Annotated in this window: 22 protein-coding genes; 8 read left to right on the forward strand and 14 right to left on the reverse strand. The window is 63.6% G+C overall.

Annotation, left to right across the window (positions count from 1 at the left end; translation table 11 throughout):
• Positions 1–384: 384 nt before the first annotated feature.
• Together AWB81_RS12835 and AWB81_RS12840 are read left to right on the forward strand one after the other, a co-directional pair.
• A complete protein-coding gene (locus AWB81_RS12835; protein ID WP_062635797.1) occupies positions 385–2040 on the forward strand; it encodes a spinster family MFS transporter in 1656 nt (551 codons plus the stop codon).
• Positions 2041–2047: 7 nt separating this feature from the next.
• Positions 2048–3520 (forward strand): MmgE/PrpD family protein, encoded by a 1473-nt coding sequence (locus AWB81_RS12840; protein WP_062635799.1) that lies wholly within the window; start codon positions 2048–2050, stop codon positions 3518–3520.
• On the opposite strand, the gene AWB81_RS12845 is transcribed toward AWB81_RS12840, so the two are convergent.
• Positions 3517–4761 carry an MFS transporter gene (locus AWB81_RS12845; protein ID WP_062635801.1) on the reverse strand — a complete coding sequence of 415 codons (1245 nt, stop codon included), beginning with the start codon at positions 4759–4761 and terminating at the stop codon, positions 3517–3519. The genes AWB81_RS12840 and AWB81_RS12845 overlap by 4 nt on opposite strands.
• A 204-nt stretch (positions 4762–4965) precedes the next feature.
• Here AWB81_RS12845 and AWB81_RS12850 point away from each other — a divergent pair, with 204 nt between their 5' ends.
• The 5 genes from AWB81_RS12850 (at position 4966) to AWB81_RS12870 (ending at position 10745) form a co-directional block, all read left to right on the forward strand.
• Positions 4966–6189 carry a multidrug effflux MFS transporter gene (locus tag AWB81_RS12850; RefSeq protein ID WP_062635803.1) on the forward strand — a complete coding sequence of 408 codons (1224 nt, stop codon included), beginning with the start codon at positions 4966–4968 and terminating at the stop codon, positions 6187–6189.
• Positions 6190–6343: 154 nt separating this feature from the next.
• The gene (locus AWB81_RS12855; protein WP_062635805.1) at positions 6344–7573 is read left to right on the forward strand and encodes a porin; all 1230 of its coding nucleotides are present in this window, start codon (positions 6344–6346) and stop codon (positions 7571–7573) included.
• A gap of 197 nt (positions 7574–7770) precedes the next feature.
• Positions 7771–8958 (forward strand): CaiB/BaiF CoA transferase family protein, encoded by a 1188-nt coding sequence (locus AWB81_RS12860; RefSeq protein ID WP_062635807.1) that lies wholly within the window; start codon positions 7771–7773, stop codon positions 8956–8958.
• Positions 8955–9842, forward strand: coding sequence for a fumarylacetoacetate hydrolase family protein (locus AWB81_RS12865; RefSeq protein ID WP_062635809.1), 888 nt, complete (start codon positions 8955–8957; stop codon positions 9840–9842). Before AWB81_RS12860 ends, AWB81_RS12865 begins: the two co-directional genes overlap by 4 nt.
• A gap of 12 nt (positions 9843–9854) precedes the next feature.
• Positions 9855–10745, forward strand: coding sequence for an alpha/beta fold hydrolase (locus AWB81_RS12870; protein ID WP_200822494.1), 891 nt, complete (start codon positions 9855–9857; stop codon positions 10743–10745).
• Between the two features lie 181 nt (positions 10746–10926).
• Here the strand turns inward: AWB81_RS12870 and AWB81_RS12875 are convergent, their stop codons facing one another.
• Genes AWB81_RS12875 through AWB81_RS12905 form a run of 7 tightly spaced genes read right to left on the reverse strand, consistent with a single transcriptional unit; the run spans position 10927 to position 18350 of the window.
• On the reverse strand, positions 10927–12582 hold the full coding sequence (locus AWB81_RS12875) for an FAD-dependent oxidoreductase (RefSeq protein ID WP_062635813.1): 1656 nt from the start codon (positions 12580–12582) through the stop codon (positions 10927–10929).
• Positions 12583–12637: 55 nt separating this feature from the next.
• Positions 12638–13684 (reverse strand): cupin domain-containing protein, encoded by a 1047-nt coding sequence (locus AWB81_RS12880; protein WP_062635814.1) that lies wholly within the window; start codon positions 13682–13684, stop codon positions 12638–12640.
• A gap of 37 nt (positions 13685–13721) precedes the next feature.
• Positions 13722–14660 (reverse strand): electron transfer flavoprotein subunit alpha/FixB family protein, encoded by a 939-nt coding sequence (locus AWB81_RS12885; RefSeq protein WP_062635816.1) that lies wholly within the window; start codon positions 14658–14660, stop codon positions 13722–13724.
• Positions 14661–14670: 10 nt separating this feature from the next.
• Positions 14671–15420 carry an electron transfer flavoprotein subunit beta/FixA family protein gene (locus AWB81_RS12890; RefSeq protein ID WP_062635818.1) on the reverse strand — a complete coding sequence of 250 codons (750 nt, stop codon included), beginning with the start codon at positions 15418–15420 and terminating at the stop codon, positions 14671–14673.
• 27 nt (positions 15421–15447) lie between these two features.
• Positions 15448–16590 (reverse strand): acyl-CoA dehydrogenase family protein, encoded by a 1143-nt coding sequence (locus AWB81_RS12895; protein WP_062635820.1) that lies wholly within the window; start codon positions 16588–16590, stop codon positions 15448–15450.
• Positions 16591–16625: 35 nt separating this feature from the next.
• Positions 16626–17420, reverse strand: a complete 795-nt coding sequence (locus tag AWB81_RS12900; RefSeq protein ID WP_062635822.1) for an SDR family NAD(P)-dependent oxidoreductase — start codon at positions 17418–17420, stop codon at positions 16626–16628.
• Positions 17421–17471: 51 nt separating this feature from the next.
• Positions 17472–18350, reverse strand: a complete 879-nt coding sequence (locus AWB81_RS12905; RefSeq protein WP_062635823.1) for an enoyl-CoA hydratase/isomerase family protein — start codon at positions 18348–18350, stop codon at positions 17472–17474.
• A gap of 258 nt (positions 18351–18608) precedes the next feature.
• Between AWB81_RS12905 and AWB81_RS12910 the strand changes: the two genes are divergently transcribed.
• A complete protein-coding gene (locus AWB81_RS12910) occupies positions 18609–19418 on the forward strand; it encodes a FadR/GntR family transcriptional regulator (protein ID WP_087134939.1) in 810 nt (269 codons plus the stop codon).
• A 38-nt stretch (positions 19419–19456) separates the two neighbouring features.
• Here AWB81_RS12910 and AWB81_RS12915 read toward each other — a convergent pair whose 3' ends face one another.
• The 6 genes from AWB81_RS12915 to AWB81_RS12940 all read right to left on the reverse strand — a co-directional run bounded on the left by AWB81_RS12915 (position 19457) and on the right by AWB81_RS12940 (position 25619).
• The gene (locus AWB81_RS12915; RefSeq protein ID WP_062635825.1) at positions 19457–20887 is read right to left on the reverse strand and encodes an FAD-dependent oxidoreductase; all 1431 of its coding nucleotides are present in this window, start codon (positions 20885–20887) and stop codon (positions 19457–19459) included.
• Between the two features lie 19 nt (positions 20888–20906).
• Positions 20907–21617, reverse strand: a complete 711-nt coding sequence (locus AWB81_RS12920; RefSeq protein ID WP_062635826.1) for an ABC transporter ATP-binding protein — start codon at positions 21615–21617, stop codon at positions 20907–20909.
• Positions 21604–22419 carry an ABC transporter ATP-binding protein gene (locus AWB81_RS12925; protein ID WP_062635828.1) on the reverse strand — a complete coding sequence of 272 codons (816 nt, stop codon included), beginning with the start codon at positions 22417–22419 and terminating at the stop codon, positions 21604–21606. Before AWB81_RS12925 ends, AWB81_RS12920 begins: the two co-directional genes overlap by 14 nt.
• The gene (locus tag AWB81_RS12930) at positions 22416–23438 is read right to left on the reverse strand and encodes a branched-chain amino acid ABC transporter permease (protein ID WP_087134940.1); all 1023 of its coding nucleotides are present in this window, start codon (positions 23436–23438) and stop codon (positions 22416–22418) included. The genes AWB81_RS12925 and AWB81_RS12930 overlap by 4 nt, the downstream gene beginning before the upstream one ends.
• Entirely contained in the window at positions 23435–24316 is an 882-nt protein-coding gene (locus AWB81_RS12935; protein ID WP_062635833.1) for a branched-chain amino acid ABC transporter permease, read from the reverse strand. Before AWB81_RS12935 ends, AWB81_RS12930 begins: the two co-directional genes overlap by 4 nt.
• A gap of 67 nt (positions 24317–24383) precedes the next feature.
• Positions 24384–25619 (reverse strand): ABC transporter substrate-binding protein, encoded by a 1236-nt coding sequence (locus AWB81_RS12940; RefSeq protein WP_062635835.1) that lies wholly within the window; start codon positions 25617–25619, stop codon positions 24384–24386.
• Positions 25620–25661: the final 42 nt, after the last annotated feature.

The following is a 25661-nucleotide window of genomic DNA, read 5'->3' on the forward strand; positions in this document are numbered from 1 at the left end:
CTGTGTCCTTTTGATCGGTATGCGCCATTGCGATCAGCGCCGTTCCATTACGCGTCGTCCGACGCGATCTGGAGCCACTCTACCGAGCAACCCGCCGACAGGACCAATACTGTTTGCGGAGGTTTTCAAAGGATATTCCTCTGGAGGCGCTCCCAATGATCTTCGTCTGACTGCATCGAAAAAACGTATTGGTCCGCACAGCAGCGCGGCGGATATCCTGAGTAAAGTCGTCGGCACGGCGAAGGCCGGCGCAGAAACTACAAGCTGACTGGAGACAACCCGATGCGAATCCATTCCCGCTCGTGCGTCCTGCGCGAGTGAACGCGGCCGCGTGCGCGGTTCCTACACCCAAGCCTCGTCCACTCTGACCACAGGACCATCAAGATGACCCCCGAACGCCCCTGGTATCGTTGGTACGTGCTGTTCATCCTGACGCTGATCTACGCATTCAGTTACGTCGATCGCCAGATCGTCACTATCCTCGCGCCGTATCTGAAGAAGGACATGGGCATCTCCGACGCGCAACTGGGCCTGCTGTACGGCACCTCGTTCGCGCTCTTCTACTGTGTCTTCGGCATTCCGCTCGCGCGCCTCGCGGATGGCTGGAGCCGCGTGCGCACGCTCGCGCTCGGCCTCTCGTTCTGGTCGCTGATGACCGCGCTCTCGGGCTTGTCGCGCAACTTCGCCCAATTGGGCGTCGCGCGGATAGGGGTAGGAGTCGGTGAAGCGAGCGCGACACCGGCTGCCGTGTCGCTGCTCGGCGACTACTTCGAACGCGCCCGCCGCGGCACGGTGCTCGCGCTCTATTCGGTCGGCGTCTATGTCGGGGCGGGGGCGTCGCTCGCGGTCGGCGGCTCGATCGTGTCGGCATGGGAGCATGCTTATAGAAACGCTCCCGCGCCATTCGGCCTGACGGGCTGGCAGGCGTCGTTCATCGGCGTCGGCGTGCCCGGGCTTGTCTTCGCGCTCGTGGTGCTCTTCACCATCAAGGAACCGGTACGTGGCCGCCTCGATGCGGTAGCGCCCAGGAAAGACCCGCATCCGTTCGCCCATGCGATGCGCGATCTCGGCGCGATGGTGCCGCCGTGGAGCTGGATGCACCTGCGGGCGGCCGGTGCGCCGCGTCGCGAGTACCTGAAGAACGTTGGATACCTGTTGTTCGCGATCGCGCTTGTCGTGTTCGCGACCTGGGGCACGAACCACGTGTTGTCGGCGAAGCACAAGGCCGAAATCGGATCGATCTTCGGCATGTCGATCACCAGCAACCTGGTTCAGTGGCTCGCCATCGCGATCGCCGTCTATGTCTGCTCGAACTGGTTCCAGGCCACGCGTCTGGGCGATCCGTCGGCGCACCGCCTCATCACCGGTTCGAGGAGCTTCGCAGCGGTCACCATCGCGGGCGCCTTCCTGGCCTTCGCGATGAATGCGGTGAACGGTTTCGTGTTCGTCTACGCGAGCCGCAGCCTTGGCCTGACCGCTGAGGCCGGCTTGCGTCTCGGCATCATCGCAATCGTTGCCGGAGGCCTTGGCATCACCATAAGCGGCTATCTTTGCGACTACGCGAAACGCAGGCATCCGCTCGGCCGCCTCTATTTCGTCTGCTGCACGGCGACGATCTTCACCGCCGCGAGCGTGGTCCAGTATCTGACGCATAGCGTCGCGGTTTTCTACGGTGCCTATGCGGTCGCCACCTTCTTCGTGCCGATGTGGTTCGGTCCGCTGCAGGCGACCACGCAGGATCTAGTCATTCCGCGTCTGCGCGGCACGGCGTTCGCGGCGTTCTCGCTCGGACCGAACATCTTCGGCCTGGGTCTCGGACCCTACTGCGTCGGGCTGATCAGCGATGCGACCGGCGACCTTCGCATGGCGATTCTTTGCGCGCTCGGCGTGCTCCCCATCTCGGTCTTCTTTCTGCTCGCGGCAAGCCGGTCGCTGCTGAAGGGCGAGGCGACGGCCCTTGCCGAACTGGAAGAGGTCAATTCCCAGTTCGTCGATGCAGAGACGCTCGCCATTTCCGAACCCCGCCTCACCCATCCATGAGGAACGCATGACCACGCTCACCCAAAGACTCGCCGATTTCGCAACGAGCACGCGCTTCGAAGACCTCCCGCCGCCCGTGGTGGCCGAATGCAAGCGGCTCCTGCTCGACACGATCGGCTGCGCGCTCGGCGCGGTCGGCACCGAGAGCGGGCGAATCGCGCTAGGCTACGTCGGCGTGCTTGGCGGCAAGCCTGACGCGACCGTCATCGGCACGACGCAGCGCAGTTCGGTGACCGCAGCCGCGTACGCGAACGCGCGCCTCGCGAACGTGCTCGATGCGGACGACACGTTTCCCACCTCGACGCACTTCGGCAACGCAACCGTGTTCTCCGCGCTCTCGCTCGCCGAGCTTTACGGCAGCAGCGGCCGCGACCTGCTGACGGCGATCGCGGCGGGCTTCGATGTCGGCGCGCGGGTCGGAAGCTGGATGGGCGCGCCGATGCAGGTCGAGAACGGTCGCGTGATCGGCTGGAACGAACTGGGCGGACCGGCCGCGACGATCACGTGGGCGGCGATCGGCGCCTCGGTAAACATCGCGAAGCTCGACGCGCGGCAGGCCAACCATGCGTTTGGCATCGGCGGCAGCAACTCTCCGCAGCCGACCTTGCGCAAATGGGCGGAGTCCGTCGAGCAGCCGATGTACAAATACGCCGATGCCGGCTGGTGCGCGGAGATCGGCGTCTCGTCGGCGCTGCTGGCAAAGCTGGGCAGCACGGGCTTCCGCGACATACTGGACGGTCCGAATGCGTTCTGGAAGTTCTACGGCTCGCCCGGCCACGACGACGACGCGCTGATGGCCGGTCTCGGCGCCGACTGGCAGATCCTCAACACGACGTACAAGCCCTGGCCGTGCTGCCGCTGGATCCATCATCCGCTGACGGCCTTCACGCGTCTGCGAGAGCGGCACGAGCTGGAGGCGTCCGAGATCGAGCGTGTCGTCGTGCGTGCAAATCCGTTCGCGCTGACACCGATCTTTCGCGAGCAGCAACCGCACGACGCGCTGAACGCGGAATTCAGCCACGCCCATGCGCTCGCGGCCGTTGCGCACGACGTGCCCGCAGGTCCGCTCTGGTACGAACCGAAGACGATGAACGACCCGCACATTGCGGCGTTCCGTGAACGCGTCACCGTCGTCGCGGAGCCGACGTCGTCGAACATCGCGGAGTGGATGACGGGCGGGCAATGGCGCGGCGTGCCGGGCGGCGTCGACGTTCATGCGCGCGGACAGGTTTTCAGCGCGACTGCCGATCATTCCCTTGGCGATCCGTGGACCCCATCAACGCACTTCTCCGATGCGCAGCTAATCGCCAAGTTCAACGTGATGGTCGGGCTCGATGCGAACGGCCTGGGCAGCGTGGCGTTGCAGCGCGCTGCGACGCAAGTGATCGACGCCGTCATGACGCTCGATGCCAGTCCGGTCGAGCACCTCGCCGGTAGCCTTGCGGCGCTTGCCCGATCGATGGGCGAAGCGGCGCGCTAGGACACCCGCACGTCCGGCGACGACCGGACGCAACACAGGAATATGGCGCCCGCAAGCGGGCCGGCGGCAATCACGCCGAGCGTCATATCGAGCGATCGTCCATGCGCGAACACATAGCCGGCGAGGATCGGCGAAATGAAGCTTCCCACCGACCATATCGTGTTGACGAAGCCCGCGGCGGCACCGGCCAGCCGCGGTCCCGAAGCCTGCGTGTAGAGTCCGATCAGCAGCGGCGTGTACCCGTATGCAGCAGCGCCGAGGAACGGCGCGATGAAAAAATATCCGGACGTCGACGAGCACTTGCCGAACGCCACGAGCAGCACGATGAATAGCGCGAGGTCCACGACCGCTACGAGCCTCGCATAGCGATGCAGGACGTCGTAGAGCCAGCCGAAGAGCGGCTTCGACAGGAACGCGCCGACGCCGAACCACATCAGCACCGAACCCGCGACCACCGGCGACAGGCCGTGCGCAACCGTCAGCAGCGCGCTCGCCCACGCGACGAAACCGAGCGTGCCATAAAGCGCCCCCGCACCGCCGAGCGCGACGAAGACAATGTTGCGGTTTCTCAGCAGCGCGGCAACCCGCGCGCCGCTGATACGCGGCACGGAGAGTCCCGCCGGCGCATCCCGCACGACGAGCACACAGATTGTCGTGAAGACGAGCGTTGCGATGCCAAGGATCTGATACGCGGACTGCCATCCGTACGCGAGAGCGAACCGCGGCACGATGGCGTTCGCCAATACGACCGATACCGATGTCCCGGTCGCCCAGATTCCGAAGGCCCTGCCCTTGTCCTTGCCAAACCAGACCGTCAGTATCTTGATGGTCGCCCCATATTCCGCGCCGGCCGCGAAGCCCATCAGCAAGTGCAGCGCGATGCCTGCCCAGAAGGTGTGGACGAAGCTGAAGCAGAACGTGAGCGCCGCGAGCGGGAACATCGAAATCGCCAGCGTCGCGCGGCTGCCCAGCTTGTCCGCCAGGATCCCGCCGATCGGGCACGACACCGTATAGCCGACATAGAAGGCGGTGGTCAGCGCGCCGAGCAATGCCAGATCGAAGCCCAGCGCGCGTCCGGCCGGCGCCGCAATACTCGCCCACGCGAAGCGATCGACGCAGCTCACCGTGAACGCCGCCCAGACCACCAGCAGAATGACCCAGCGAAAGCCGCTGTTCGCTGCATCCGGAGTCGTTGCCGACAGCAGGTGCCCGGTCGCTGCGAGTTGATCGTTGGATTTCATTCGACCGCGTCTCCCATTGTTGTTGCACACATCCAATAATGGTTCATCCATTGGATGTAGCACGCAATTAGCGTATACCTTGGCGCCCGGGACGCGGCCGTTTGGCATTGACAGCAGCCGTCGTCCTGTCTAAATTATTGGTTCATCCATTGGATCACGGTCAGTAAAACGACTGCGTTTCCTCTCCATGCGAGCCATGCCGCCATGAGCGAACCCGCCGCTCCATTTCGAAGCATCGTCCAGTCACCATCGCTGTTCATCCTCGTCTGCATCACGCTCTCAGGGACCTTTCCGCTGCACGTATTCGTGCCCGCGCTGCCCTCCGCGGCCAGCGACCTGCATGCATCCACCGCAGGCATCGGGCTGACAATCACGCTCTATGTCGTCGGGCTATCGGTCGGACAGCTCGTCTACGGACCGTTGTCGGATCGTTACGGGCGGCGGCCGGTGCTTCTGGCCGGACTGTCGCTGTTTGCGGTTGCGAGCGTAGCGGCGGCCTTCGCGCCGTCGCTTGCGGGGCTCGAATGCGCGCGGCTAGCGCAGGCGCTCGGCGGCTGCTCGGGGCTCGTGCTCGGACGCGCGATCGCCCGCGACAGTTCGGGATCGACCACGCTGATCCGCCGCCTCGCGACGCTCAGTATCGCGATGGCGGTGGCGACCGCCGTGGCGCCGATCATCGGCGCGCAGATCGTCGAGCATCTGGGGTGGCGGTCGATCTTCTCCGCACTGAGTGTCGTCAATGTGCTGGTGCTTTTCGCCGTATGGCTCGTGGTTCCGGAAACGCACTCGGCCTCTCGCGACTTCAGGATGAGCCGCTATCTGAAAAGCTACCTCGCGCTGCTTCGATCGCCCGCTTTCGTCACGCACAGTCTTGGCGGAGCAAGCGCGACCACCGGCATCTATGCGTTCCTTTCGGCCTCGCCGTTCATCCTCGAATCGCGACTCGGCTTGTCCACGCGCGCGTTCGGCTTTGCCTACTTCTCGCTGGTAGTCGGACTCGCGAGCGGCCAGTCGACGGCAAAGCGACTCGCCGGCCGGGTGTCCGCACGCAGCGCCCTCATCGTCGCGAGCCTGATCATGGGCGCGGCTTCGATCAGCTTGCTGGTTTCGTATTGGTGCGATTCGCTCTCGGTGACATCGGTAGTGGCGCCGATGATCGTGATGTTCTTCGCGACCGGACTGTCGAGCCCATTCGCGATCAGCAGCGCGCTCGATGTGGACCAGTCTGTTGTCGGCGCGGCGGCGGGGCTTTATGGCTGTCTGCAGATGGGCTACGGTGCCCTTTGCACGGCTGCCGTGGGCCTGTCCTCCAGCGATCCGACCGCCTCGATGATCGGCGCATTGCTCGTATCGAGCGCCATCGCCGGATTTGCGTTCAAGGCCGCGCCGCGCGCACATGTCCGAGCAAACCAGGAGCCTGTCGCGTAGCCGTCTGACCGCGAATTAGGGTTTGCTCTGTTTGACACCCGGCACCAGTTCTTTATGCTTCACTCAATGGTTCATCCAATGAAACGAGCCAGGATCCGACACACATAAGAACGCTTTCATCGTTCCCTGCGGGGCGCGATAACAGGAGACAGCCGTGAAGCTTCGGAACACCTTGGTTGGAGCGCTGACACTTGCCGCAGGAGGGCCAGTCTTCGCGCAGAGCAGCGTGACGCTGTACGGATTGCTCGACGAAGGCATCAACTACGTCAACAACGTGCAGACGGCGCAGGCGGGAGCACCGAACGGCCGGACCGGCGCGAGCCAGATCTCGATGACGAGCGGCGTCATGCAGGCCTCACGCTGGGGACTGCGCGGCACCGAAGACCTTGGTGGCGGCTACAAGGCCATTTTCGTGATCGAAAGCGGCTTCGACGTGGGCACCGGGCGGTTTCAGCAAGGCGGTACGTTCTTTGGCCGCCAGTCGTATGTAGGTGTGACGAGCCCCTGGGGCAGCGTCACGGCGGGCCGGCAATACGATTCAATCGTCGATTCCATTGGCGCCATGCAGGCGGGCAGTTTCGCTGGCGGCGCTTTCGCCGATCACCCGGGCGATATCGACAACGTCGCCGACACCCAGCGCATCAACAACTCGATCAAGTACACGAGTCCGACATACGCCGGGTTGACGCTCACGGGCCTGTACGGCTTCGGCGGCGTACCCGGCTCGTTCGGGAAGAACAGCATCTGGTCCGTCGGGGCACGATATGCCGCGGGACCGTTCGCGCTCGCCGGCGGCTACATGCACATCAACAACCCGAATCAGTCGTTCTACGGGAACAATGCGGTCGGTTCGCCCACTGCCAACAACCTTGGAGCGGTTACCGGCGTACAGGTGAACCCGATCTACGGCGGATTCGCATCGGCGCACCGCATGCAGATCTACTCCGGCGTCGCGCAATACACAGTCGGCTTTCTCACGGCGGGTGTCGCCTACTCCAACATCCGTTTCCAGGAGCTGAACGACCCCGCCTCGGGCACGCTGGCCCTCACCAATCCGTTCGGATACACGGGCAATGCGGCCTTCAACAATTACAACGTGTACGCCGGCTACTACATCACGCCGGCGCTGCAAGTCGGCGGGTCGTACAACTACCTGAGGGGCGGCGCGATCAACGGCAAAGACAGCGCCGCGTATCAGACGTTCAACGCCGTCATCGACTATTTCCTGTCGAAACGTACCGATGTCTATCTCGCCGCCGCGTATATGAAGGCCTCAGGCGTCGATTCGACCAAGCAGGCCGCCGTTCCGTACATCGTAACGTTGACGCCGGCGAACACGTCCAATCAGGTTGTCGCGCGCGTCGCTATCCGCCACAAGTTCTGACCGGCATCGACGATGTCTGACGGGCAGGCAGGCTACGGCTTTCCTGCCCGTTTTCATTTGAAAGCAGCACGACCATCAGCACGACGCGACCCCATGAAATCCCCGCGCACCGTCTTGACACCGGCAAAACGCCGGCTCATTATCGTTCATAGGTTGATCCATTGAATTTATCGCACCACATTCAGGAGACGCTTGAGATGTCCGACGTTCAAACCGGCCTGCCGCCCGAGCGGCAGCACATTTCCGACGCGGCGCACAAGCGCCCGCTCGATGGCATCGTCGTCGTGGAGACGTCGAGTTTTCTCACTGGTCCATTCACGGCGATGATGCTCGCCGATCTCGGTGCCGACGTGATCAAGGTCGAGCCGCCTGGCGGCGATGGCTTTCGCAAGTTCGGCCACAACCGCGACGGCTTCGGCGCTTCGTGGACGAACGCGAACCGCGGCAAACGCAGCGTCGTGATTGACCTGAAAACGGAGGAAGGCACGCAGCGCCTGAAGAACCTGCTTGCGAGCGCCGACATCCTCGTCGAGAACTGGCGGCCGCGCGTAGCTGCGTCGCTAGGTCTCGGCCATGACGTGCTGCAGGCGCTGTATCCGCGGCTGATCCGCCTGTCGATCAACGGCTTTGGCGACACCGGCGCGCTCGCCAACGCACCCGCGTTCGATTCGCTGATTCAGGGCCGCACGGGCATCGTCGCGTCCGAAGGGCGCAACGGCAAGCCGGCGGTGACGCCGTTCAACATGGTCGACAAGGTGACGGGCGCATTCGGTACTCAGGCGATCCTCGCCGCTCTCTACGAACGTGAGAAGACCGGCAAGGCGAGCCACATCAAGCTGCCGATGCTCGACGTCATGGGCTATTTCAACTTCCCCGATATGTTTCAGCACCGCACCTTCGACGGCGACACGTCCGCGTGGAAGCCGCCCGCGTCGCAAGTGCTGGAGACGTCAGACGGCTTCGTTGTCATCTCGCCGGCCAACGGCGCGCAGATGTCGAAGACGCTCAACGCGATCGATCGCCCGGAGTGGAAGGAAGAGTTCAAGCAGATGCGCGATCCGGTCGCGATGGCCGATGAGTTCTTCCGGCGCGTGGGCGCCGTGGTCAAGGAAAAGGAAACCGAGTACTGGCTTGCACGCTTCGCCGAACTCGACGTGCCCGCTGCGCCGGTCTTCTCGCTCGATGAATTCCTCAATGACGCGCAGGTCGCCAACAACCGCGTGTTCGATTTCGTCGACTCCCCGGTCGGGCCGATTCGTACCGCGCGCTATCCAGCGACCTTCGACGACCGCAGGTTCACCGCGCGTTCCGGTCCGCCCGCGATAGGCGAGCACGACGACGAAATCGGCGGCCATTCAGACACTCAACCCAGGAAAACAGCATGAAACTCGCAAGCTTCAATGGAGGGCGGATCGGGGTCGTCATCGAGGACGACATCGTCGACGTATCGGAACTCGTGAACGTGACGCCCGGCACGTGGCCGCCGGTCGGCATGTTGCATGTGATCGATCGATTCGCATCGCTGCGCGGCAAACTCGACGATTTCGCTCAGACCGCGCCGCGCATCAGACTGGCGGACGTCAGACTGGAAACGCCGGTCGCATGGCCTAACAAGGTGATCGCCTTCCCGGCCAACTATCACGCACACGTCGAGGAAATGAAGCGTGGCACAGGTCTGATCTCGCCGTTCAAGGCCGACGGCCAGGGCTTCTTCCTGAAGGCGAATTCGAGCCTGAGCGGCCCGGCCGATCCGATCGTGTTGCCGCAGATTCCGAATCGCCAGATCCATCACGAGTGCGAGCTTGCCATCATCATCGGCAAGGGCGGCCGCGAGATCAGTCGCGACGACGCGCTCACGCATGTGTTCGGCTACGCGTGCCTGATCGACGTCGTGGTGCGCGGCAAGGAAGAGCGCGTGATGCGCAAGTCCTACGACACGTTCTGCCCGGTAGGCCCGTACATCGTCACCGCCGACGAAGTGCCCGATTACGACGCCATTGACCTGAAGCTCTCGGTCAACGGCGAAGTGCGTCAGCACGCGAGCACGCGCGATCTCATAGTCGATATTCCCGAGATGATCCGGATGGCGTCCGCGGTCATGACGCTCTATCCCGGCGATATCATCGCGACGGGTACGCCTGCGGGCGTCGGTCCGATCAATGGCGGCGACAAGGTCGTGATCGAGATCGCAAAGGTCGGTTCGATGTCGATCGATGTCGTGCAAAGCGAAGGCGGCGGTCATCCCGTCTGGGACAAGCCGCTCAACTGACGGAGGTCGAAAGTGCGCATTGAGTCCGGTCACCCGAATGGCTTGCATACTGAACGCATCGCCACCGGCGACGGCCTGACGCTGGCCGCCACCGTCAGCGGAGAACACGGGCGACCTGCCGTGATCCTGCTGCACGGTGGCGGCCAGACGCGACATTCGTGGCGCGGCACCGTTCGCACCCTGGGCGCTCTCGGCTATCATGCGCTCGCGTTCGATGCCCGCGGCCACGGCGACAGCGACTGGTCAGCAAGGTCCGACTATTCGTACGACCGCCTCGCTGACGACCTTCTAACCGTCGCGTCTACCATGGCGCCGAGCCCGCTTGTCATCGGCGCGTCGATGGGCGGCATGACGGCGTTTCACGCGGTCGGCCGCAATCAAGCCTCGTTCGCGCGTGCGATGGTCCTCGTGGACATAGCGCCGCGCATCGATCCAGAAGGCCTCAAGCGTGTGAGCGACTTCCTGAATGGTTACCGCGACGGCTTCGCGAACATCGAGGAAGCCGCCGATGCAGTGGCCGCGTACAACCCGCATCGTCCGCGGCCGCGCGATCCGCGCGGCCTGATGAAGAACCTCCGCCTTCGTGACGACGGCCGGCTGCACTGGCACTGGGACCCGAGCTTCTTTCGTGAGCGCAGCGATGAAAGGCGTGAAAAGCACGCGCAGAGTCTGCTCGACATGTGCAGCAACATCACGATACCGGCTTTGCTCGTGCGTGGCGCTCAGAGCGACGTCGTGACAACGAAGGGGATCGACGAGCTGCGCGCGCGTCTGCCTCAACTCGAAGTCGGTACGGTGCCGGGCGCCGGCCACATGATCGCGGGAGATCGCAATGAAGCCTTCAATGGCGCGATCATGCCGTTCATCGAGCGCCATGCACCGCTGCCGCGCATAAGCCCATGAGGCAGGCGCGAGCCTTACCGTCGATCATCGATCATCGCAGGAACACTACCCGCGTAAGCCAGTGCGCATAGCATCATCGCGCAGACGATGTGCACCCAACAGTCCTTCGCAATCGCGTTCATCTCGGGCTCCTCCGGAACAAAGAGGGCGCGGCATCTGCACCGCGCCCCCACTTTTCGACTCAAGCCTCGCTCTGCTCCACCGATTTCGTCTCCAGGCGGCTGCATTGCGCGCCCCGAACCGTATCGATGAGCACGAGCGGATCGTCCGGCAACGCATCGCCGCGCCACGCCACCTGCCCGTCGGGACGCACGAGTACAAAACGGCGCTCATACAACTGACGAGCGTCGTCGTTGTCGATCACCACCGATTTGAACGGCACTTTGCGCGCCGCTGCTGCTTCTTCCAGCGCGTTCGCGCCGGACGCGTCATTGTCGAAGCACATCAGCACGAATTCCTTGCCGAACAAGTCGAGCGTCGACTGCCCCTCAGCCAGCCACACGTGCGGCGCGCGCGAACCGGGCCGCGCGGTCTGCACGTAGCTCGACACTTCATCGGGCGGTTGCGGCGTGCCATCGGGCACGATGATCGGCGAGCCTTCGTACATGTAGCCGAGGTGAATGCCGATCGAAAACCACTCGCGCTTCATCAACTCGGTGTACTGGTTGCCGAATTCAATGCGCGCCGCTTCGGAGCCCGGGCCGTCCTCGAAAATCTCCTTCGACGGCGATAGCACGCGCGGCGACAGCATGCGCTTCAGATTGCCGGTCGCCTCCGACACGTTGCGGATCGCCACAGGCCGCATCTCCGTTTCGTACGTCTCCAGCAAATGCGCGCCGCCCCAGCCTTGCAAGCTCGCCGCGAGCTTCCACGAAAGATTCACCGCGTCCTGAATGCCCGTGTTCATGCCGAAACCGCCCGTCGGCGACGTGAGATGCGCGGCGTCTCCCGCGACGAACACGCGTTTCGTGCCATAGCTATCGGCGACGAGCTGACGCCGGACCCACGGCAGCATCGAAAGAATCTCGAAGTCGAACTCGCGGCCGACCGCGCGCACGATCGCTTCACGCATCGTTTCCTCGCTGTGCGTCTGGCGGCTGTTGTCGCCGACGAGCGAGAAGCGCCACTGGTCGCTTCCATTGATTGCAACGAGGGTAGCCCAGGTGCCTTCCGGCCCGATAAAGATGTAACGATAGGCGCGTTTCTTGTCGTGCAGGGCTTCGAGGTCCTTGCATCGGAACACGACGTTGGTCGTATAAGTGAGGGTCGGCTCACCGGTCATGCCGATGCCGAGCCCCTGGCGAACGACACTCGCACCGCCGTCCGATCCGACGAGATAACCCGCCTCTATGACCTTCTCCTCGCCGCTCAGCGTGTCGCGCACTTTCGCGATGACACCGTCCGGCGTCTCACTGAACTCGACGAGTTCAGTGTTGTAGCTGATCGTTACGTTGGGCGTCTGTTGAGCAAAGCGGCGCAACACCGGATCGAAGAAATTCTGCGGACACCGCTCGCGCTTCTGCGGACTTTGCGGCGGGCACTTTTCGTCCTTCGGGCTCGGAAAGACTTCACGTCCGAACTCGTAGCCGTTCAGGCCCGTGACCCATGCACAATCCTGCGGATAGTCGCGGTTGTAGCCGGCGTCGTGAACCCACGGCACAATGCCCCAGCGGCGGCAATATTCCATGGTCCGCACGCCGACCATGTCCATCTTCGGCTGAATCACCTGCCCATCGCTTCGTTCGATGAGCATGCATGACACGCCGCGAAAGCCCAGGTCACCGGCGAGTGCCAGTCCGATCGGGCCCGCGCCTACGATCAATACGGGTGTTTGCATCTGGAGTCTCCAAGAGTTTGAGTTCGTGCTGCGCGGCGTTGCCTGGAAGCTCCGGCTACACCGCCTCTTCGCGATACAGTCCGAGCTTCTTCAGGGCCGGAAAGTCGTTGACCTGGAATAGCATCGCGGGCGTGTCGTCCGAGCGGTTGATGTGCTCGTGCAGAGCCCACGGCGGAATCGCCATGAAATCGCCCGGGCCCCACTCGAAGGTCGTTCCATCCACGATCGTCGCACCCTTCCCGCGCATCACGTAGTAGACGACACTGCCCGTATGACGATGCGCCTTCGTATGCATGCCCGGACGCAACGACTGAAGCACGGTGCCGATCGTGGGCAGCGCCGAGTCGCCCGTCAGCGGGTTGAGGTATTCGAGCGCGGTGTCGTCGAACGGATCGGGGGGCAATTCGGCGGCGAGACGCAGCGCTTCCTGCGACCGTTCCGCGCTATAGACGAGCAGCGGATTGAGCGCCGGCGTGCTCGCGTCGTTAAGCGGTCGCATGAGGCCGCTGCCGTAGCGCCGGTATGAGCGATCCGGTATCTCCGATACGGCTTGCCGTGGCTTTTCCGAGCCTTCGAAAAAAGTCGCGTGCATCGAGCGCACGAGCGATATGTCGAGCACATCGAGCCAGATCATCGGTTCGTCGCCCTTGTGCTCGTGGTCGTGCCATGTCCACGCCGGCGTCAGCACGAGATCGCCTTCGTTCATCTCGTAGCGCTCGCCATCGACGATCGTATCGGCCCCATGCCCCTTCATGATGAAGCGCAGCGCACTCGCCGTATGCCGGTGTGCAGTCGCAATCTCACCGGGAAGGATGTACTGGATCGATGCCCAGATGGTCGGCGTCGTGCCGAACGGCAGTCCGCGATTCGCGAGACGTAGCGTTCTGCGCTGGCCGCCCGCTTCCAGCTTGAGCTTCGCGCCGATCTTTTCGAGCAGCCGTTCGAGATCGCTGGCTTTCCAGTGCGCCGCTTTCATCGCGGATTGCGGCGTGCGCGTGAAGAGCGGTCCGTCGGTCGGTTGTGCGACGCGGCAGTTGAAGCTGTCGAGTTCTTCGGCCAGCGCCTGGCGTTGCACGGTGTCGGACATCACGGCTTCACTCATGGTCGCTCCCGTCGAGGTTGGTTAGGTTCGAATGCATTTACAGGCCCTCCACCATGTCAGGCACGATCTGGAACAGATCGCCGACGAGCCCGTAATCGGCGACGGAGAATATCGGCGCCTCGCTGTCCTTGTTGATCGCGACGATCACCTTTGAATCCTTCATGCCCGCGAGGTGCTGGATCGCGCCCGAGATGCCGACAGCCACGTAGAGTTGCGGCGCGACGATCTTGCCGGTCTGCCCGACTTGCGCATCGTTCGGGGCAAAGCCCGCGTCGACCGCTGCGCGCGACGCGCCGAGCGCCGCATTCAGCTTGTCCGCGAGCGGCACGAGCACGGTGTGGTAGTTTTCTCCGCTACCGAGTCCGCGTCCGCCGGATACCACGGTCGAGGCCTGTCCGAGGTCCGGACGATCAGGCTTGACGAGCGTTCGCTCGACCAGTTTGGGGCTGTTGTCTCTGCCTTTTTCCGCCGAGACTGTTTCAAGCGCGGCGGTCGACCCTTGCGCCTCGACCGCATCGAACGCGGTGGTTCGCACGGTGACAACTTTGATGGGGTCGATGGACTTCACCGTCGCGATTGCGTTGCCCGCGTAGATCGGACGCTTGAACGTATCGGCATCCACGATGGCGATGATGTCGCTGATCTGTGCGACGTCGAGACTCGCCGCGATGCGCGGCGCGAGGTTCTTGCCCTGGCTGCTCGCTGCGACCAATACATGCGAATACTCTCGCGCGATGCCAAGCACTGTTGCCTCGACATCCTCAGCGAGTTGTGCTTCGAGGTGAGGCGCGTCTGCGAGCAACACGCGGTCCACGCCTGCAAGTTTCGATGCGTCTTCGGCAACTGCACGCGCGCCGCTGCCAGCGACGAGCACGTCGATTCCGTCCACGCCTATCTGCCGTGCCGCCGCTACGACGTTCCGCGTCACGGCGGACAAGCCATGATTGTCGTGCTCTGCGATAACAAGAATGGTCACGCTATTCTCCTCACAACACTTTTGCTTCGTCGCGAAGCGCATTCAACAGCGCTCTCACATCCGGCACGTTGATACCCGCCTTCCGAGCCGCTGGTTCCTCGACACGCACGGTCTGCAAACGCGGCGTGACATCGACGCCGAGCGTCTCGGCGCTCACGGTTTCCAGCGGCTTCTTCTTGGCCTTCATGATGTTGGGCAACGTCACATAGCGCGGCTCGTTCAGGCGCAGATCGCTCGTGACGACCGCTGGCATCGGCAACGAAAGCGTCTCCGCGCCACCGTCCACTTCTCGCTCCACGATCAGTCGTTCGCCTTCTGCGGATAGCTTCGATGCGAACGTCGCCTGCGGCAATCCAGCGAGCGCGGCGAGCATCTGGCCAGTCTGGTTCGCGTCATCGTCGATGGCTTGCTTGCCGAGCAGGATCAGGCCCGGCAACTCCTTTTCGACAAGGGCTCGCAGCAGCTTCGCGACCGTCAACGGCTGCAATTCCGCGTTCGTCTCGACGAGAATCGCGCGGTCCGCACCGATAGCGAGCGCGGTCCGCAATGTTTCCTGCGATTGCGCTGTGCCGCACGACACCGCGATCACCTCGCTTGCCACGCCCGACTCTTTCAGCCGCACGGCTTCTTCCATGGCTATCTCGTCGAAGGGATTCATCGACATCTTCGCGTTCGCGAGATCGAGACCGCTGCCGTCGCTTTTGACGCGCGGCTTGACGTTGTAGTCGAGCACGCGTTTAACGGCGACCATCACCTTCATCGTGTCTTCTCCAGTTCGTTCGTTTGGTCAGTTCGCGAGCAACCTGCGCGCGACGATCAGCCGATGAATCTCGTTGGTCCCTTCGATGATCTGGTTCAGCTTCGCGTCGCGCATCATCCGCTCGACCGGAAACTCCTTCGAGTAACCGTAGCTGCCGAGCACCTGGACTGCTTCGGTCGTGACTTCCATCGCGATATCGGTGACGAAGCACTTGGTGATCGACGAGAGCATGTTCAGGCGCGAGTGATCGCCCGAATCGATTTCGTCAGCGCAGTTGTAGAGCAGGCTACGCGCGGCCTCGATCTTGATCGCCATGTCGGCGAGCTTGAATTGCATGCCCTGGAATTCCGCGATCGCGCGGCCGAACTGCTTGCGCTCCTTCGCATAGGCGACGGAAACATCGAGCGCACCTTGCGCGAGCCCGAGCGACGTGGCCGCGATGGTGGGCCGGTTCAGATCGAGCACTTTCATGCAGGCCTTGAACCCCTGCCCTTCCTCGCCGAGCATGCAGTCGGCGTCGACGCGCATGTTGTCAAAGAAGAGTTCGTGATTCGGCGCACCGTGGCGGCCCATCTTGTGTTCCTGTCGTCCCAGGCGAAAGCCAGGCGTCTTCGTATCGACGAGAAACGCGCTGATGCCATCCGACCCGCTCGCATCCGAAGTGCGCGCGAAGAGCAGAATGTACTGTGCGTAACCGCCCCATGTGATCCAGTTCTTCTGGCCGTTGATCACATACGAATTGCCGTCCTTCACCGCGCGCGTTCGGATCGACGAGACATCGGAGCCAGCTTGCGGCTCGGTTACCGCGATCGCCGTCACGAGCCGTCCTTCAGCCGCTAGCGGCAGCCAGCGCTGCTTTTGTTCCTCGGTGCCGAAGTTCAGGATCGGCAGGATGAACGAGATGGAATTGTTGCCGCACAGCGTGGCTGCGGCGAGCGAGACCTTGGCGATTTCCTCCTTCACGATGCACACCGTCTTAAGGTTGCCGCCCGGGCCGCCGTATTCTTCCGGGAGCCACAGTTGCAGCAGACCCATGTCGCCGAAGATCGGCACCAGTTCGGACGGAAAGCGATCGTTCGCTTCCATGCCAGCCACGAGTGGCACGACGTCCTTCTGGACCATCCGGCGAACCGAGTCCTGGATGGAAACGAGCTCTTCATTCAGTCGCATAATCACTCCGTCATTCGGTGCTGTGTGCCCGCGGCTCAGTAGCTCGGGAAGGAAAGACCGCCGTTGATGCTCAGGGTCGATCCCGACACCTGGTCCGACTCCCTGCTCGACAGATAGAGGATGTATTCCGCGAGGTCCTCGGCGGTGTTGAGCTTGAACTTCACGCGCTGCTCGGCTTTGGTGAACGCCTTGACGATCACTTCCTGCGAGCCCGCATCCTTCGCCGCGAGAAAGCGGTCGTGCGCGGGCGTGCCGGTGGTGAGCGTGGTCGCCACGGAGTTAATGCGGATGCCGAGATGCGCCAGTTCCGCACCGAGCGCGCGCGTGAGAAACATGATCGAAGCGCCGGCCGCGCCGATCATCGATTCGCTCGGCGTCGGAATGCGCGCGGCGTCAGTGGTGACGAGGACGATCTTTCCGTACTTCTGGTCGCGCATGAACTTGGTCGCTGCATGCACGGCATTCAGACGCGGCATCAGACGGCTCGTCAGGCACGCGATGCCCTCATCCGGCGCCATGTCGACGAAGAGCTTTGGCTTCGGATCGCGCGGGCCGCCGCTCGCGACCACGATATCCACCTTGCCGAACTGCACGACCGCCTGCTCGACCGCGCGTTCGATGCCTTCATAAGTCAGCAGGTCGCTGTTCACGAACACGCGCTTGCCGGGAAAGGCGCTGCATTCGTCGATCAGCGAGTAAGCCGCCTCTTCGTCGCGACCCTGTATGACGACGCTGGCGCCGCTTTGCGCGAGCTTTTTAACGGCAGCCCGGCCGATGCCTTTCGTGCCGCCGAGCACCACCGCCGAAGAGCCGGTAAGTTCAGTAAGCATGTTGTCCCCTGTTCTCGTGATGTGAATTGGCGTCGTTGGAGAGAGCCGCGCTCACTTGATGTCCTTCGCCTCGGCGTCGTAGCGGTTCTCGCGCGAGTGCGCGGCGCCAGTCACGCCCTTGCTGCGGCGCTCTTTCATGAAGTTGCTTTCGTCCGGTTCGTAGCGGATGTTCGTGCCGAGCGCATGCATCACGTAACCATGGACGAACTGCGACGTCATGCCGAGTGAATCGAGCGCGAGATGCGTCGCGGCTTTACCAATCGCGATCGCGTCGCGCGGGAGCCGCACGATGCGCTCCGCCCAGTCTTCACCGGCGGCTTCCAGCTCGTTTGCGGGCACCGCCTTGTTGACGAGCCCGATGCGTGCCGCTTCGATCCCGCTCATCGTTTCGCCGAGCAGCAGCACTTCGCGCGCCTTCTTCGGGCCCATCGCGAGGATGTTGATGCTCGTCATGTACGAGGCGCCCGCGAGTCCCATTTTCTGCTCAGGGTGGCCGATCTTCGCGTCCTCGGCTGCGATGGCCAGATCGCTCGCCTCGACGATATAGAGTCCCGCGCCTACGCAATAACCCTGCACCAGCGACAGCGTGGGCTTGGTGCAATACAGGATCTGGCGAAACTGCTCGACATGGTGTTTATCGAAGCTCAGACGAATACGCTGACTTGGCCGGCGCGCGCCCGGCTCCTTCGAGAATCCATACTCCGCGCCGCCGACCTGGCCGAGGTCGTGCCCCGTCGAGAAGTCGCGCCCTTCGCCGCGGAAGATGACGACGCGCACGTCGTCATCGCGTTCAGCACATTCGAGGTGTTCCATCAGCCGATCGAACATCTCGTAGGTCAGTGCATTGCGCTTCTCGTCGCGGCAAAACGTGATGTAGGCCCGGCCGTCCCGCGCCTCGTACTTCACCAGGTCTCTCAGATCTTCACTCATCGCTCGTCCTTTGAAGGTTGTTCAGCCCGCGCTGTCTCGATGCGCGGGCGCCTTGGTGCTTCCATTCGCGTTCGTTCCGCTTGCCGTTCCTTAGGTTCATTGGATGAACCTTTGAGTTATATTCCTCGAAACTCGTGAAGCGTGTCAAGTAGCAAAACCGCCTAGGATCGAAGTCTGTTTGTGGGCTGAACCATTGCTGACTTGATGAATCGGGCGCCGAGGGTTAGGATCAGCGGGACAACATGAATGGATTAGCCATTGAAAACCGCAAATACCAGCAGTCGCGCAGCGAAGCGCCCGATTGAAGCTTCCACCGAAGACGCGGGGGCCTTGCGCGCGCGTCCGGCACCGGCCTACGCCCCCGTGCAGACGCGCCGCGCGTTCGAGGCCGTCGCCGACCAGATCCGCGGCCAACTGGCGAGCGGCGCGCTGCAACCGGGCGACCGCCTGCCGCCTGAACGAGAGCTTGCCGAGCAGTTCAGCCTGAGCCGCAACACGGTGCGAGAGGCGCTGCGTTCGCTGGAGATGGCTGGCGTGCTCGAGTTCCGCAAGGGCGCGACGGGCGGCGCTTTTGTGCGCGAAGGACAGGGCGATGCGGTGATCGCCGGGTTCTCGGATCTCTTCCGGCTCGGCGCGATCCGGCCGGCGGACCTGACAGAAGCGCGGCTGATCGTGAGCGTCGCGGCCACGCGCCTCGCCTGTCAGCGCGGCACCGAGGAAGACTTCGAAACGCTGCGGGAGAATTTCCGGCTAAGCGAGCTGGCGGTAGCAAAAGGCGATGTTCAGGAACGCGTGCGGATCAACCTCGATTTCCATCGGCTGCTCGCACGCACTGCGCGTAACCCGGTGCTGGTCATCCTGACCGATGCGCTCGTCGAGATTCACGAGCAATTGCTGCAGGTGGTCTCGCCGCTGCCCGACAGCGCTGTCATGCCGTCGCGCCGGCGTCTATTGAAGTACCTCGCGGCGCGCGACGAAGAGAAAGCAGCGGCGGAGATGGAGACGCATCTGAAAGCCCTGCAGCGGCACTATCTCGTGCAGCAGGCCGAGACGAAGCGCCCGGGCTGAACGCGTCGGCGGCGGGTCGGCCCCGCCGCTCATCAGACTTACGCGCTTATCCGAAGCTCGTGCGCCACGGCCTCTGCGCACCGCAAGCCGAACACCGCCGCCTTGGCAAGGCCGCCCACATACCCCGCGTTAGCACCACCCTCGATTCCCCCCGTCGTCGCGCCCGCGGCATAGAGGCCGGGAATCGGGCGATGCCGTTCGTCGAGCGCGCGTCCATCTGTGTCGATGACGATCCCGCCCATCGTGTAGGTGATACCTGCGCAGAGCGGGATCGCGAGAAAGCCCGGACCGTGGATTGGCGATGGTGCAGTCGAGAGCGTCGCGGGCCTGACGGTGCGTGGTGGTGAAAGCCGTTCGGGATGACCGTCCGATAACGCGTCGTTGTATTCCCGCAGCGTTTGCTCCAGCGTGCGTGCCGGCAAGCCGAGTTTCGCTGCAAGGGCGCCGATCTCGTCAGCCCGGTGGATCGTCGCTCCGAGGCGCTCCAGCGCAGGATTGGGCGGCAGAAGGAATGCACCGCCCGGTCCGGCCCAGATGGCTTCATCCAGAATCACGAACGACGACAACGGTTCATCGAGCGCCGCGATCGCGTTCGCGACCGCCACGCCGCCGAGGCCTTCGTCGGTGAACCGTCGCCCCGTGCCATCCACGACGATCGCCGCCGACGCCACGATATCCAGCACCGGATACGGCCAGAGCGATTCGTCGTCCAGTGCGCCTGCACATTGCACGTGGCCGTAGAACTTGTCCATGCCCGCAAGGGCCGCGCCGGCCGAACGTGCCATGCGGATGCCATCGCCCATGCCGGTGCCCGCGCCGCGCTTGCACAGATGCTCCGGACGCGGCGAGATGAACTCGCGGACCATCCCGGCGTTGCCCTGGAATCCGCCATCGGCTAGCAACACCGTGCGCGCTTCGAACACGCGTTCCGTGCCGTCTGCGAGACATGCGATCACGCCCTGACATTGTCCGTCGATCATGCGAAGCGCTCGCGCCCGGGCGCTCCGGATGAAGCGTCCGCCCGCCGCGACGAGCGATGCTTCGAGCCGTTGCAGAAGCAAATCGCCGCCCTTGCCGCGCCAGTGATTGCGAAATCCCGTCTCCCGCAAGCTGAACGGCGCGAGCATGTTGCCCATGAACGGAAGCTCGCCGCCGCGGCCGAACTCTGCCCCATGCTGCGCGAGCCATTCGACGACGCGCGCGCCATCGGTAGCAAGCGCCCTCGCCAGTGCCGGGTCGCGCAGGCCCGCGCATGCTTCGACGATCGCCTGCTCGAGGACTTCCGGCTCCGTCCCGATGGCCCGAAACGCCAGATGAAACACGCCGCCTGCGTAGCGCGAATTGGCGGCGTATCTTTCTTCGCTGCCCGCTTCGAGCAGCACCACCGAACAGCCGAGTTCCGCCGCACGGTTAGCGGCGACGAGCCCCGCAAGGCCTCCTCCCACAATCGCCAGATCCACACACGACATACGCAATCTCCAAGTCGATCTAACCCAGATAAGCCTGCTGGATCGCTTCGTGATCCCTGAGCGACTCTCCCGTTCCCTCGGCCGCGATATTGCCCACCGAGAGCACGTACCCGTAGTCGGAAAGAGCCAGCGCTTCGTCCGCATGCTGCTCGACGAGGAGAATGGTCAGCCCGGACCGGCGCAACACCTGCAGCACTTCGAACATGCGCTCGACCACGAGCGGTGCGAGCCCAAGGGATGGTTCGTCCAGCAACAGCAGTTTCGGATCCGCCATGAGCGCGCGGCCAAGCGCCACCATCGACTGTTCGCCGCCGCTCAGCGTGATGGCCCGCTGGTCCGCGCGTTCCTTCAACTTCGGAAAGAGTTCGTACACGTAGTCGAGGCGATCGCGAAAGAGCGCCTTGTCGCCGCGTTGCCGCAAGCGATGAAAGCCGAGGCGCAGATTCTCTGTCACGGTCAGCGCGGCAAAGACCTGCCGCCCTTCCGGCACCTGCACAATGCCCAGCTCGACCACCTCGGGCGCCGACAGCTTGACGATGTTCCGCCCGTTGAACGTGATCGAACCCGCGTTGATATCCACGAGTCGGGAGATGGCGTTGATGAGCGTCGACTTGCCCGCGCCGTTCGCGCCGACCGCCGAGACGATCGTGCCTTCGCGTATCTCCAGCGAAATGCCGTGCAACGCTTCGGTGCCTTTGTACCCGGCTCGCAACCCCTCAATTTTGAGCATGTGCGCCTCCCGTCCCCAAATAGGCTTCGATGACCTTCTGATTGCTCTGTACAGAGGCCGCGTCCCCTTCGGCGATCTTCGCGCCGTGATCGAGGACGACGATGCGATGGCACAGGCCCATGATGAAGCCGACATCGTGTTCGACGATCAGGATCGTGAGGCCGTCGTCGTTGAGCTGGCGCAGCATCCGGCCGAGTCCCGCCGTCTCTTCGTCATTGAGGCCCGCGGCCGGCTCATCGAGCAACAGGATGCCGGAATCGTTCGCCAGTGCCCGCGCGATCTCGACGAGGCGCTGCTGCCCGTGCGGCAGATGCGAGATCAGATCGTCCGCGCGTTGCGCGAGGCCGACGAACTGCAGGAGTTCCATCGCGCGCTCGGCACAGCGGCGCTCGTCTGCGGCCACCTTGCGAAAGCGCAGCAGCGAAGGAATGAAGCCGTCGACGAGTTGCGGATGAAAGCCGAGCATCACGTTTTCGAGCACGGTCAGTCCGCTGAAGAGCCGCACGATCTGAAACGTGCGCGCCATGCCCATCGCACTGCGCCGATGCAGCGGAACATGCGTGATGTTTTCCTGCCTGAAGAAAATTTCGCCGGCGGAAAGTCCATCGACGCCCGTGATCAGATTGAACGTCGTCGACTTGCCCGCGCCGTTCGGCCCGATCAGTCCGACCGCTTCGCCCTGCCGGACTTCGAAGCTGACGTTGTCGACGGCGACAAGGCCGCCGAAGCGTTTCACGCCCGCCTGAATCGACATCAGTTGCGGCGCTTCGATTGGCGTACGCGGTGTGGCTTGCGTTCTCATCGTCCGACTCCTTTCTTGACGGCGTGTCGCGGGGGCAAACGCGGCGGCGAACGCCGGACAAACCTGACCGACTGCTTCGACACCAACGAGCTGAACATTCCCGACAAGCCATGCGGCATGAAAATCAGGAAGAGCAGCAGGCACAGCCCGTAGACGAGCGTTTCCAGCTCGCCGAAGCGCGTGAGGAACTGCGGCGCCAGGACGACCACGATCGAACCGAGGATCGGCCCATATCGCGTGGCGAGGCCGCCGACCACGGCGATCGTCAGCATCGACACGAGGATCGGGAATTCGCCCATGCTCGGGCTGACCTGCCGGCTGACCACTGCGAAGCCGACGCCCGCCACGCCGGCAAGGACCGCACTCAGCACGAACACGCGCAGCTTCTGCGCGGCGACGTTGACGCCGAGCGCGGCCGCAGCCTTGTCGTCGTCGCGGATCGCCTGCAGCGAGCGTCCCAGATGGCTCGACACGATGAAGTTCTGCAACGCGAGCACGAGCGCCGTCGCGGCGACGATCACGTAGTAGAGGGTCATGCGATCCATCGTCTTCTCGCCGATCGTGATCGACGGGATCAGCAGGCCGCCGGTGCCACCCGTCACGTCGATCCAGCGATTCGCCACCCCCGAGATCACGAGGCCGAAGCACAGCGTCGCCATCGCGAGGTAATGCGTGCGCAGCCTGAGCAGCGGCACGCCGATCACGAGCGCCACAATCGCGCAGATCACGAGGCTCGCCGGCAGCGCAGCGAGCGGCGACAAGCCCGCCTTCAGTTGCAGCAACGCGTACGCGTAGGCCGCAATGGCGAAGAAGCCCTGATGACCCATCGCGATTTGCCCTGCGTAGCCGTAGAGCAGGTTGAAGCCCATGCTGAGGATCGCGTAGATGCAGATCAGCGAGAGCAGCCGCAACTGGAAGCCGGTGGTGAGGAACAGCGGCGCGGCGACTGCGACAGCCAGGAACAGCACGAACGGCGCCCGCACGTGCCATGCAGAGGATTGAGTGGATGCTTGTCTCATCGCCGGACTGCCTCGAAGTCGCCCAGCAGCCCGAACGGACGGATCAGCAGGACGAGAAGGATTAGTAGAAAGATGATCGGCTCGGCGTAGAGGCTGCTGCCATATCCCGCGACGAACGTTTCCAGCACGCCGATCACGAGACCGCCCGCCGCCGCCGCGAACGGACTACCGAGGCCACCGAGGATCGCAGCCATGAAGCCCTTGACGGTCAGCGCGACGCCCATCGACACCTGTCCGCCGAGCAGTGGCCCGATCAGCACGCCCGAGATACCGCTCACGAGCGCGCTGAACATGAAGCCGAAGCGCACGATGCGCGACGAACGGATACCCATCAGTTGTGCCACGCGCGGCTGCGCACCCGTCGCCCGGATGCACAGCCCGAAGCTCGTTCGATACAACAGGAACCAGGTGACGAGCAGGAACACCACGAATGCAACCACGATCGCGATCTGCTGGAGATTGGTCGTGAGCGGCCCGATGGTGATCGGATCGAGCGACAGGATGTTCGGCACGTAGAGCTGGTTGGCGCCCCAGATGAGCAACGCAATGCCGCTCGCGATGATCGCCGCAGCGAGCGTGCCGATCATGATCGTGAGCGGCGGCGCACCGCGCCTGACGAGCGGCCGATACACGGCGAACTCCAGCGCGAGCGAACAGAGCAGCACCACGGCCAGCACGGCGAGAATTGCGACGGGCGCCGGCAAGGCGTAAGTGACCATGAAGAGGATCGCGGACATCGCGCCGATCATCACAAAGTCGCCTTGCGCGAAATTGATGACCCGGTTCGTGCCGTAGATCAGCGACAGCGACAGGCCGATGAGCCCGTAGACACTGCCGTTGGTCAGGCCGGCGAGCAGTAAGACACTGATTTTATCCATGTGCGTGTGCCAGTTTGGAGGACGAGGCCGAATGCGGCGGCGGCCCGGGCCACCGCCGCGCGGACGTTCAAAGCGGCTTGAACTTGCTCAGGTCGGGCTTGACGAGGCGTGCGCCGCTGTCCGAGACGAGAATGAAGACGTACCAGTTCGCATCAGGCGAGCCGTGGTGCTGCTGCGGTCCGAAGTGATAGCTCGCGTTCTGCTCGCCCTGCAATCCCTTGAATTGCGTGAGCTTGTCGGTGCCGTCGCGGAAAGCCTTGCGCGCTTCCTCGATGTTGCCCGCATCGATCGCCTTCAGCACGGCGGGCGTTGCGATCACCTGTAGCGCCGCTTTCGCCGCGTCATAGCCGATCACGGGATAGAGCGTCGGCTGATGCGGGCCGAAGCGTGCGTTGAAGGCCGTGAAGAACTTCTGCACATCGGCGCGCGACGGATCGACGGTATTCGGAATCAGCACGCCGTCGCTCGCGGCGCCCGCGAGCTTGCGCAGCGTATCGAGCAACGCGCTGCGCGATACGATGATCGGCGCCGTGACGTTGAGCTGGCGCGCGGTGCGCAACACGCGGGCGCCATCGGCGGGATACGGGAAAACGAGCAGCACGTCGGGCTTGGCGTCGCGCAGGTTCGTGAGCTGCGGTGACAGGTCCGTCGCATTGATGTCGTAGGTCTGCTGCGCCACCACGGTGATGTTCTTCTTCTTGAGCGCCGCAGTCGTCGCGCGCGCGCCATCGGTCCCGAACGGCAGCGAGTTATTGATGATCGCCGGACGCTTGAAGCCCTGCTGCGCGAGAAGATCGGCAATCGCCGCCGCGTCCTGGCGATTCGCAGGACCGAAGCGAAAGTGATATGGCGCGGGCGGGTCGGTCAGCGTGTCGGTGCCGGCCGAGAGCATGTAGTACGGAATCTTGTTTTCCGTTGCGATGGGGATCATCGCCGCTGCCGGCGCCGAAGGATTGCCGCCGATGATCACGAGCCCCTTGTCGTCCTCGGCGCAGCGCGATGCGAAGGTCGCCGTGAGCTGCGGGTCGGTCTTGCCGTCGTAGGCGATCAGTTTCAGCTTGTGGCCGGCAATGCCGCCCGCCGCGTTCGCTTCGTCTATCGCGAGCTGCACGCCCTGATAGCCCTGCGTTCCGGTGTCGGCGGCAGCGCCGCTGCGGTCGTCGATCGAGCAGATCAGGATCGGTTCGGCCGCGCGCGCCGTCAGGGAGAAGACCGCGGCGAGGGTGGCCGCGATCCCTAGTCTCGCGAGCTTCGTCCAGCCAGACTTCGGGTTCGAACGGCTCGCGGGTTGTGGCGTGTTCATGTGTGTCTCCTCCGGATATTGGCTCAGGCAATCGCCTGATCT

The organism is Caballeronia arationis (assembly GCF_001544975.2).
In the GTDB taxonomy this organism is placed as follows: Bacteria; Pseudomonadota; Gammaproteobacteria; order Burkholderiales; family Burkholderiaceae; genus Caballeronia; species Caballeronia arationis.

Bases quoted from the DNA above. Each gene is read 5' to 3' on its own strand.
- AWB81_RS12835 (WP_062635797.1), top strand. From the start codon at position 385: ATGACCCCCGAACGCCCCTGGTATCGTTGGTACGTGCTGTTCATCCTG.
- AWB81_RS12840 (WP_062635799.1), top strand. From the start codon at position 2,048: ATGACCACGCTCACCCAAAGACTCGCCGATTTCGCAACGAGCACGCGC.
- AWB81_RS12845 (WP_062635801.1), bottom strand. From the start codon at position 4,761: ATGAAATCCAACGATCAACTCGCAGCGACCGGGCACCTGCTGTCGGCA.
- AWB81_RS12850 (WP_062635803.1), top strand. From the start codon at position 4,966: ATGAGCGAACCCGCCGCTCCATTTCGAAGCATCGTCCAGTCACCATCG.
- AWB81_RS12860 (WP_062635807.1), top strand. From the start codon at position 7,771: ATGTCCGACGTTCAAACCGGCCTGCCGCCCGAGCGGCAGCACATTTCC.
- AWB81_RS12865 (WP_062635809.1), top strand. From the start codon at position 8,955: ATGAAACTCGCAAGCTTCAATGGAGGGCGGATCGGGGTCGTCATCGAG.
- AWB81_RS12875 (WP_062635813.1), bottom strand. From the start codon at position 12,582: ATGCAAACACCCGTATTGATCGTAGGCGCGGGCCCGATCGGACTGGCA.
- AWB81_RS12880 (WP_062635814.1), bottom strand. From the start codon at position 13,684: ATGAGTGAAGCCGTGATGTCCGACACCGTGCAACGCCAGGCGCTGGCC.
- AWB81_RS12890 (WP_062635818.1), bottom strand. From the start codon at position 15,420: ATGAAGGTGATGGTCGCCGTTAAACGCGTGCTCGACTACAACGTCAAG.
- AWB81_RS12895 (WP_062635820.1), bottom strand. From the start codon at position 16,590: ATGCGACTGAATGAAGAGCTCGTTTCCATCCAGGACTCGGTTCGCCGG.
- AWB81_RS12900 (WP_062635822.1), bottom strand. From the start codon at position 17,420: ATGCTTACTGAACTTACCGGCTCTTCGGCGGTGGTGCTCGGCGGCACG.
- AWB81_RS12905 (WP_062635823.1), bottom strand. From the start codon at position 18,350: ATGAGTGAAGATCTGAGAGACCTGGTGAAGTACGAGGCGCGGGACGGC.
- AWB81_RS12915 (WP_062635825.1), bottom strand. From the start codon at position 20,887: ATGTCGTGTGTGGATCTGGCGATTGTGGGAGGAGGCCTTGCGGGGCTC.
- AWB81_RS12920 (WP_062635826.1), bottom strand. From the start codon at position 21,617: ATGCTCAAAATTGAGGGGTTGCGAGCCGGGTACAAAGGCACCGAAGCG.
- AWB81_RS12925 (WP_062635828.1), bottom strand. From the start codon at position 22,419: ATGAGAACGCAAGCCACACCGCGTACGCCAATCGAAGCGCCGCAACTG.
- AWB81_RS12930 (WP_087134940.1), bottom strand. From the start codon at position 23,438: ATGAGACAAGCATCCACTCAATCCTCTGCATGGCACGTGCGGGCGCCG.
- AWB81_RS12935 (WP_062635833.1), bottom strand. From the start codon at position 24,316: ATGGATAAAATCAGTGTCTTACTGCTCGCCGGCCTGACCAACGGCAGT.
- AWB81_RS12940 (WP_062635835.1), bottom strand. From the start codon at position 25,619: ATGAACACGCCACAACCCGCGAGCCGTTCGAACCCGAAGTCTGGCTGG.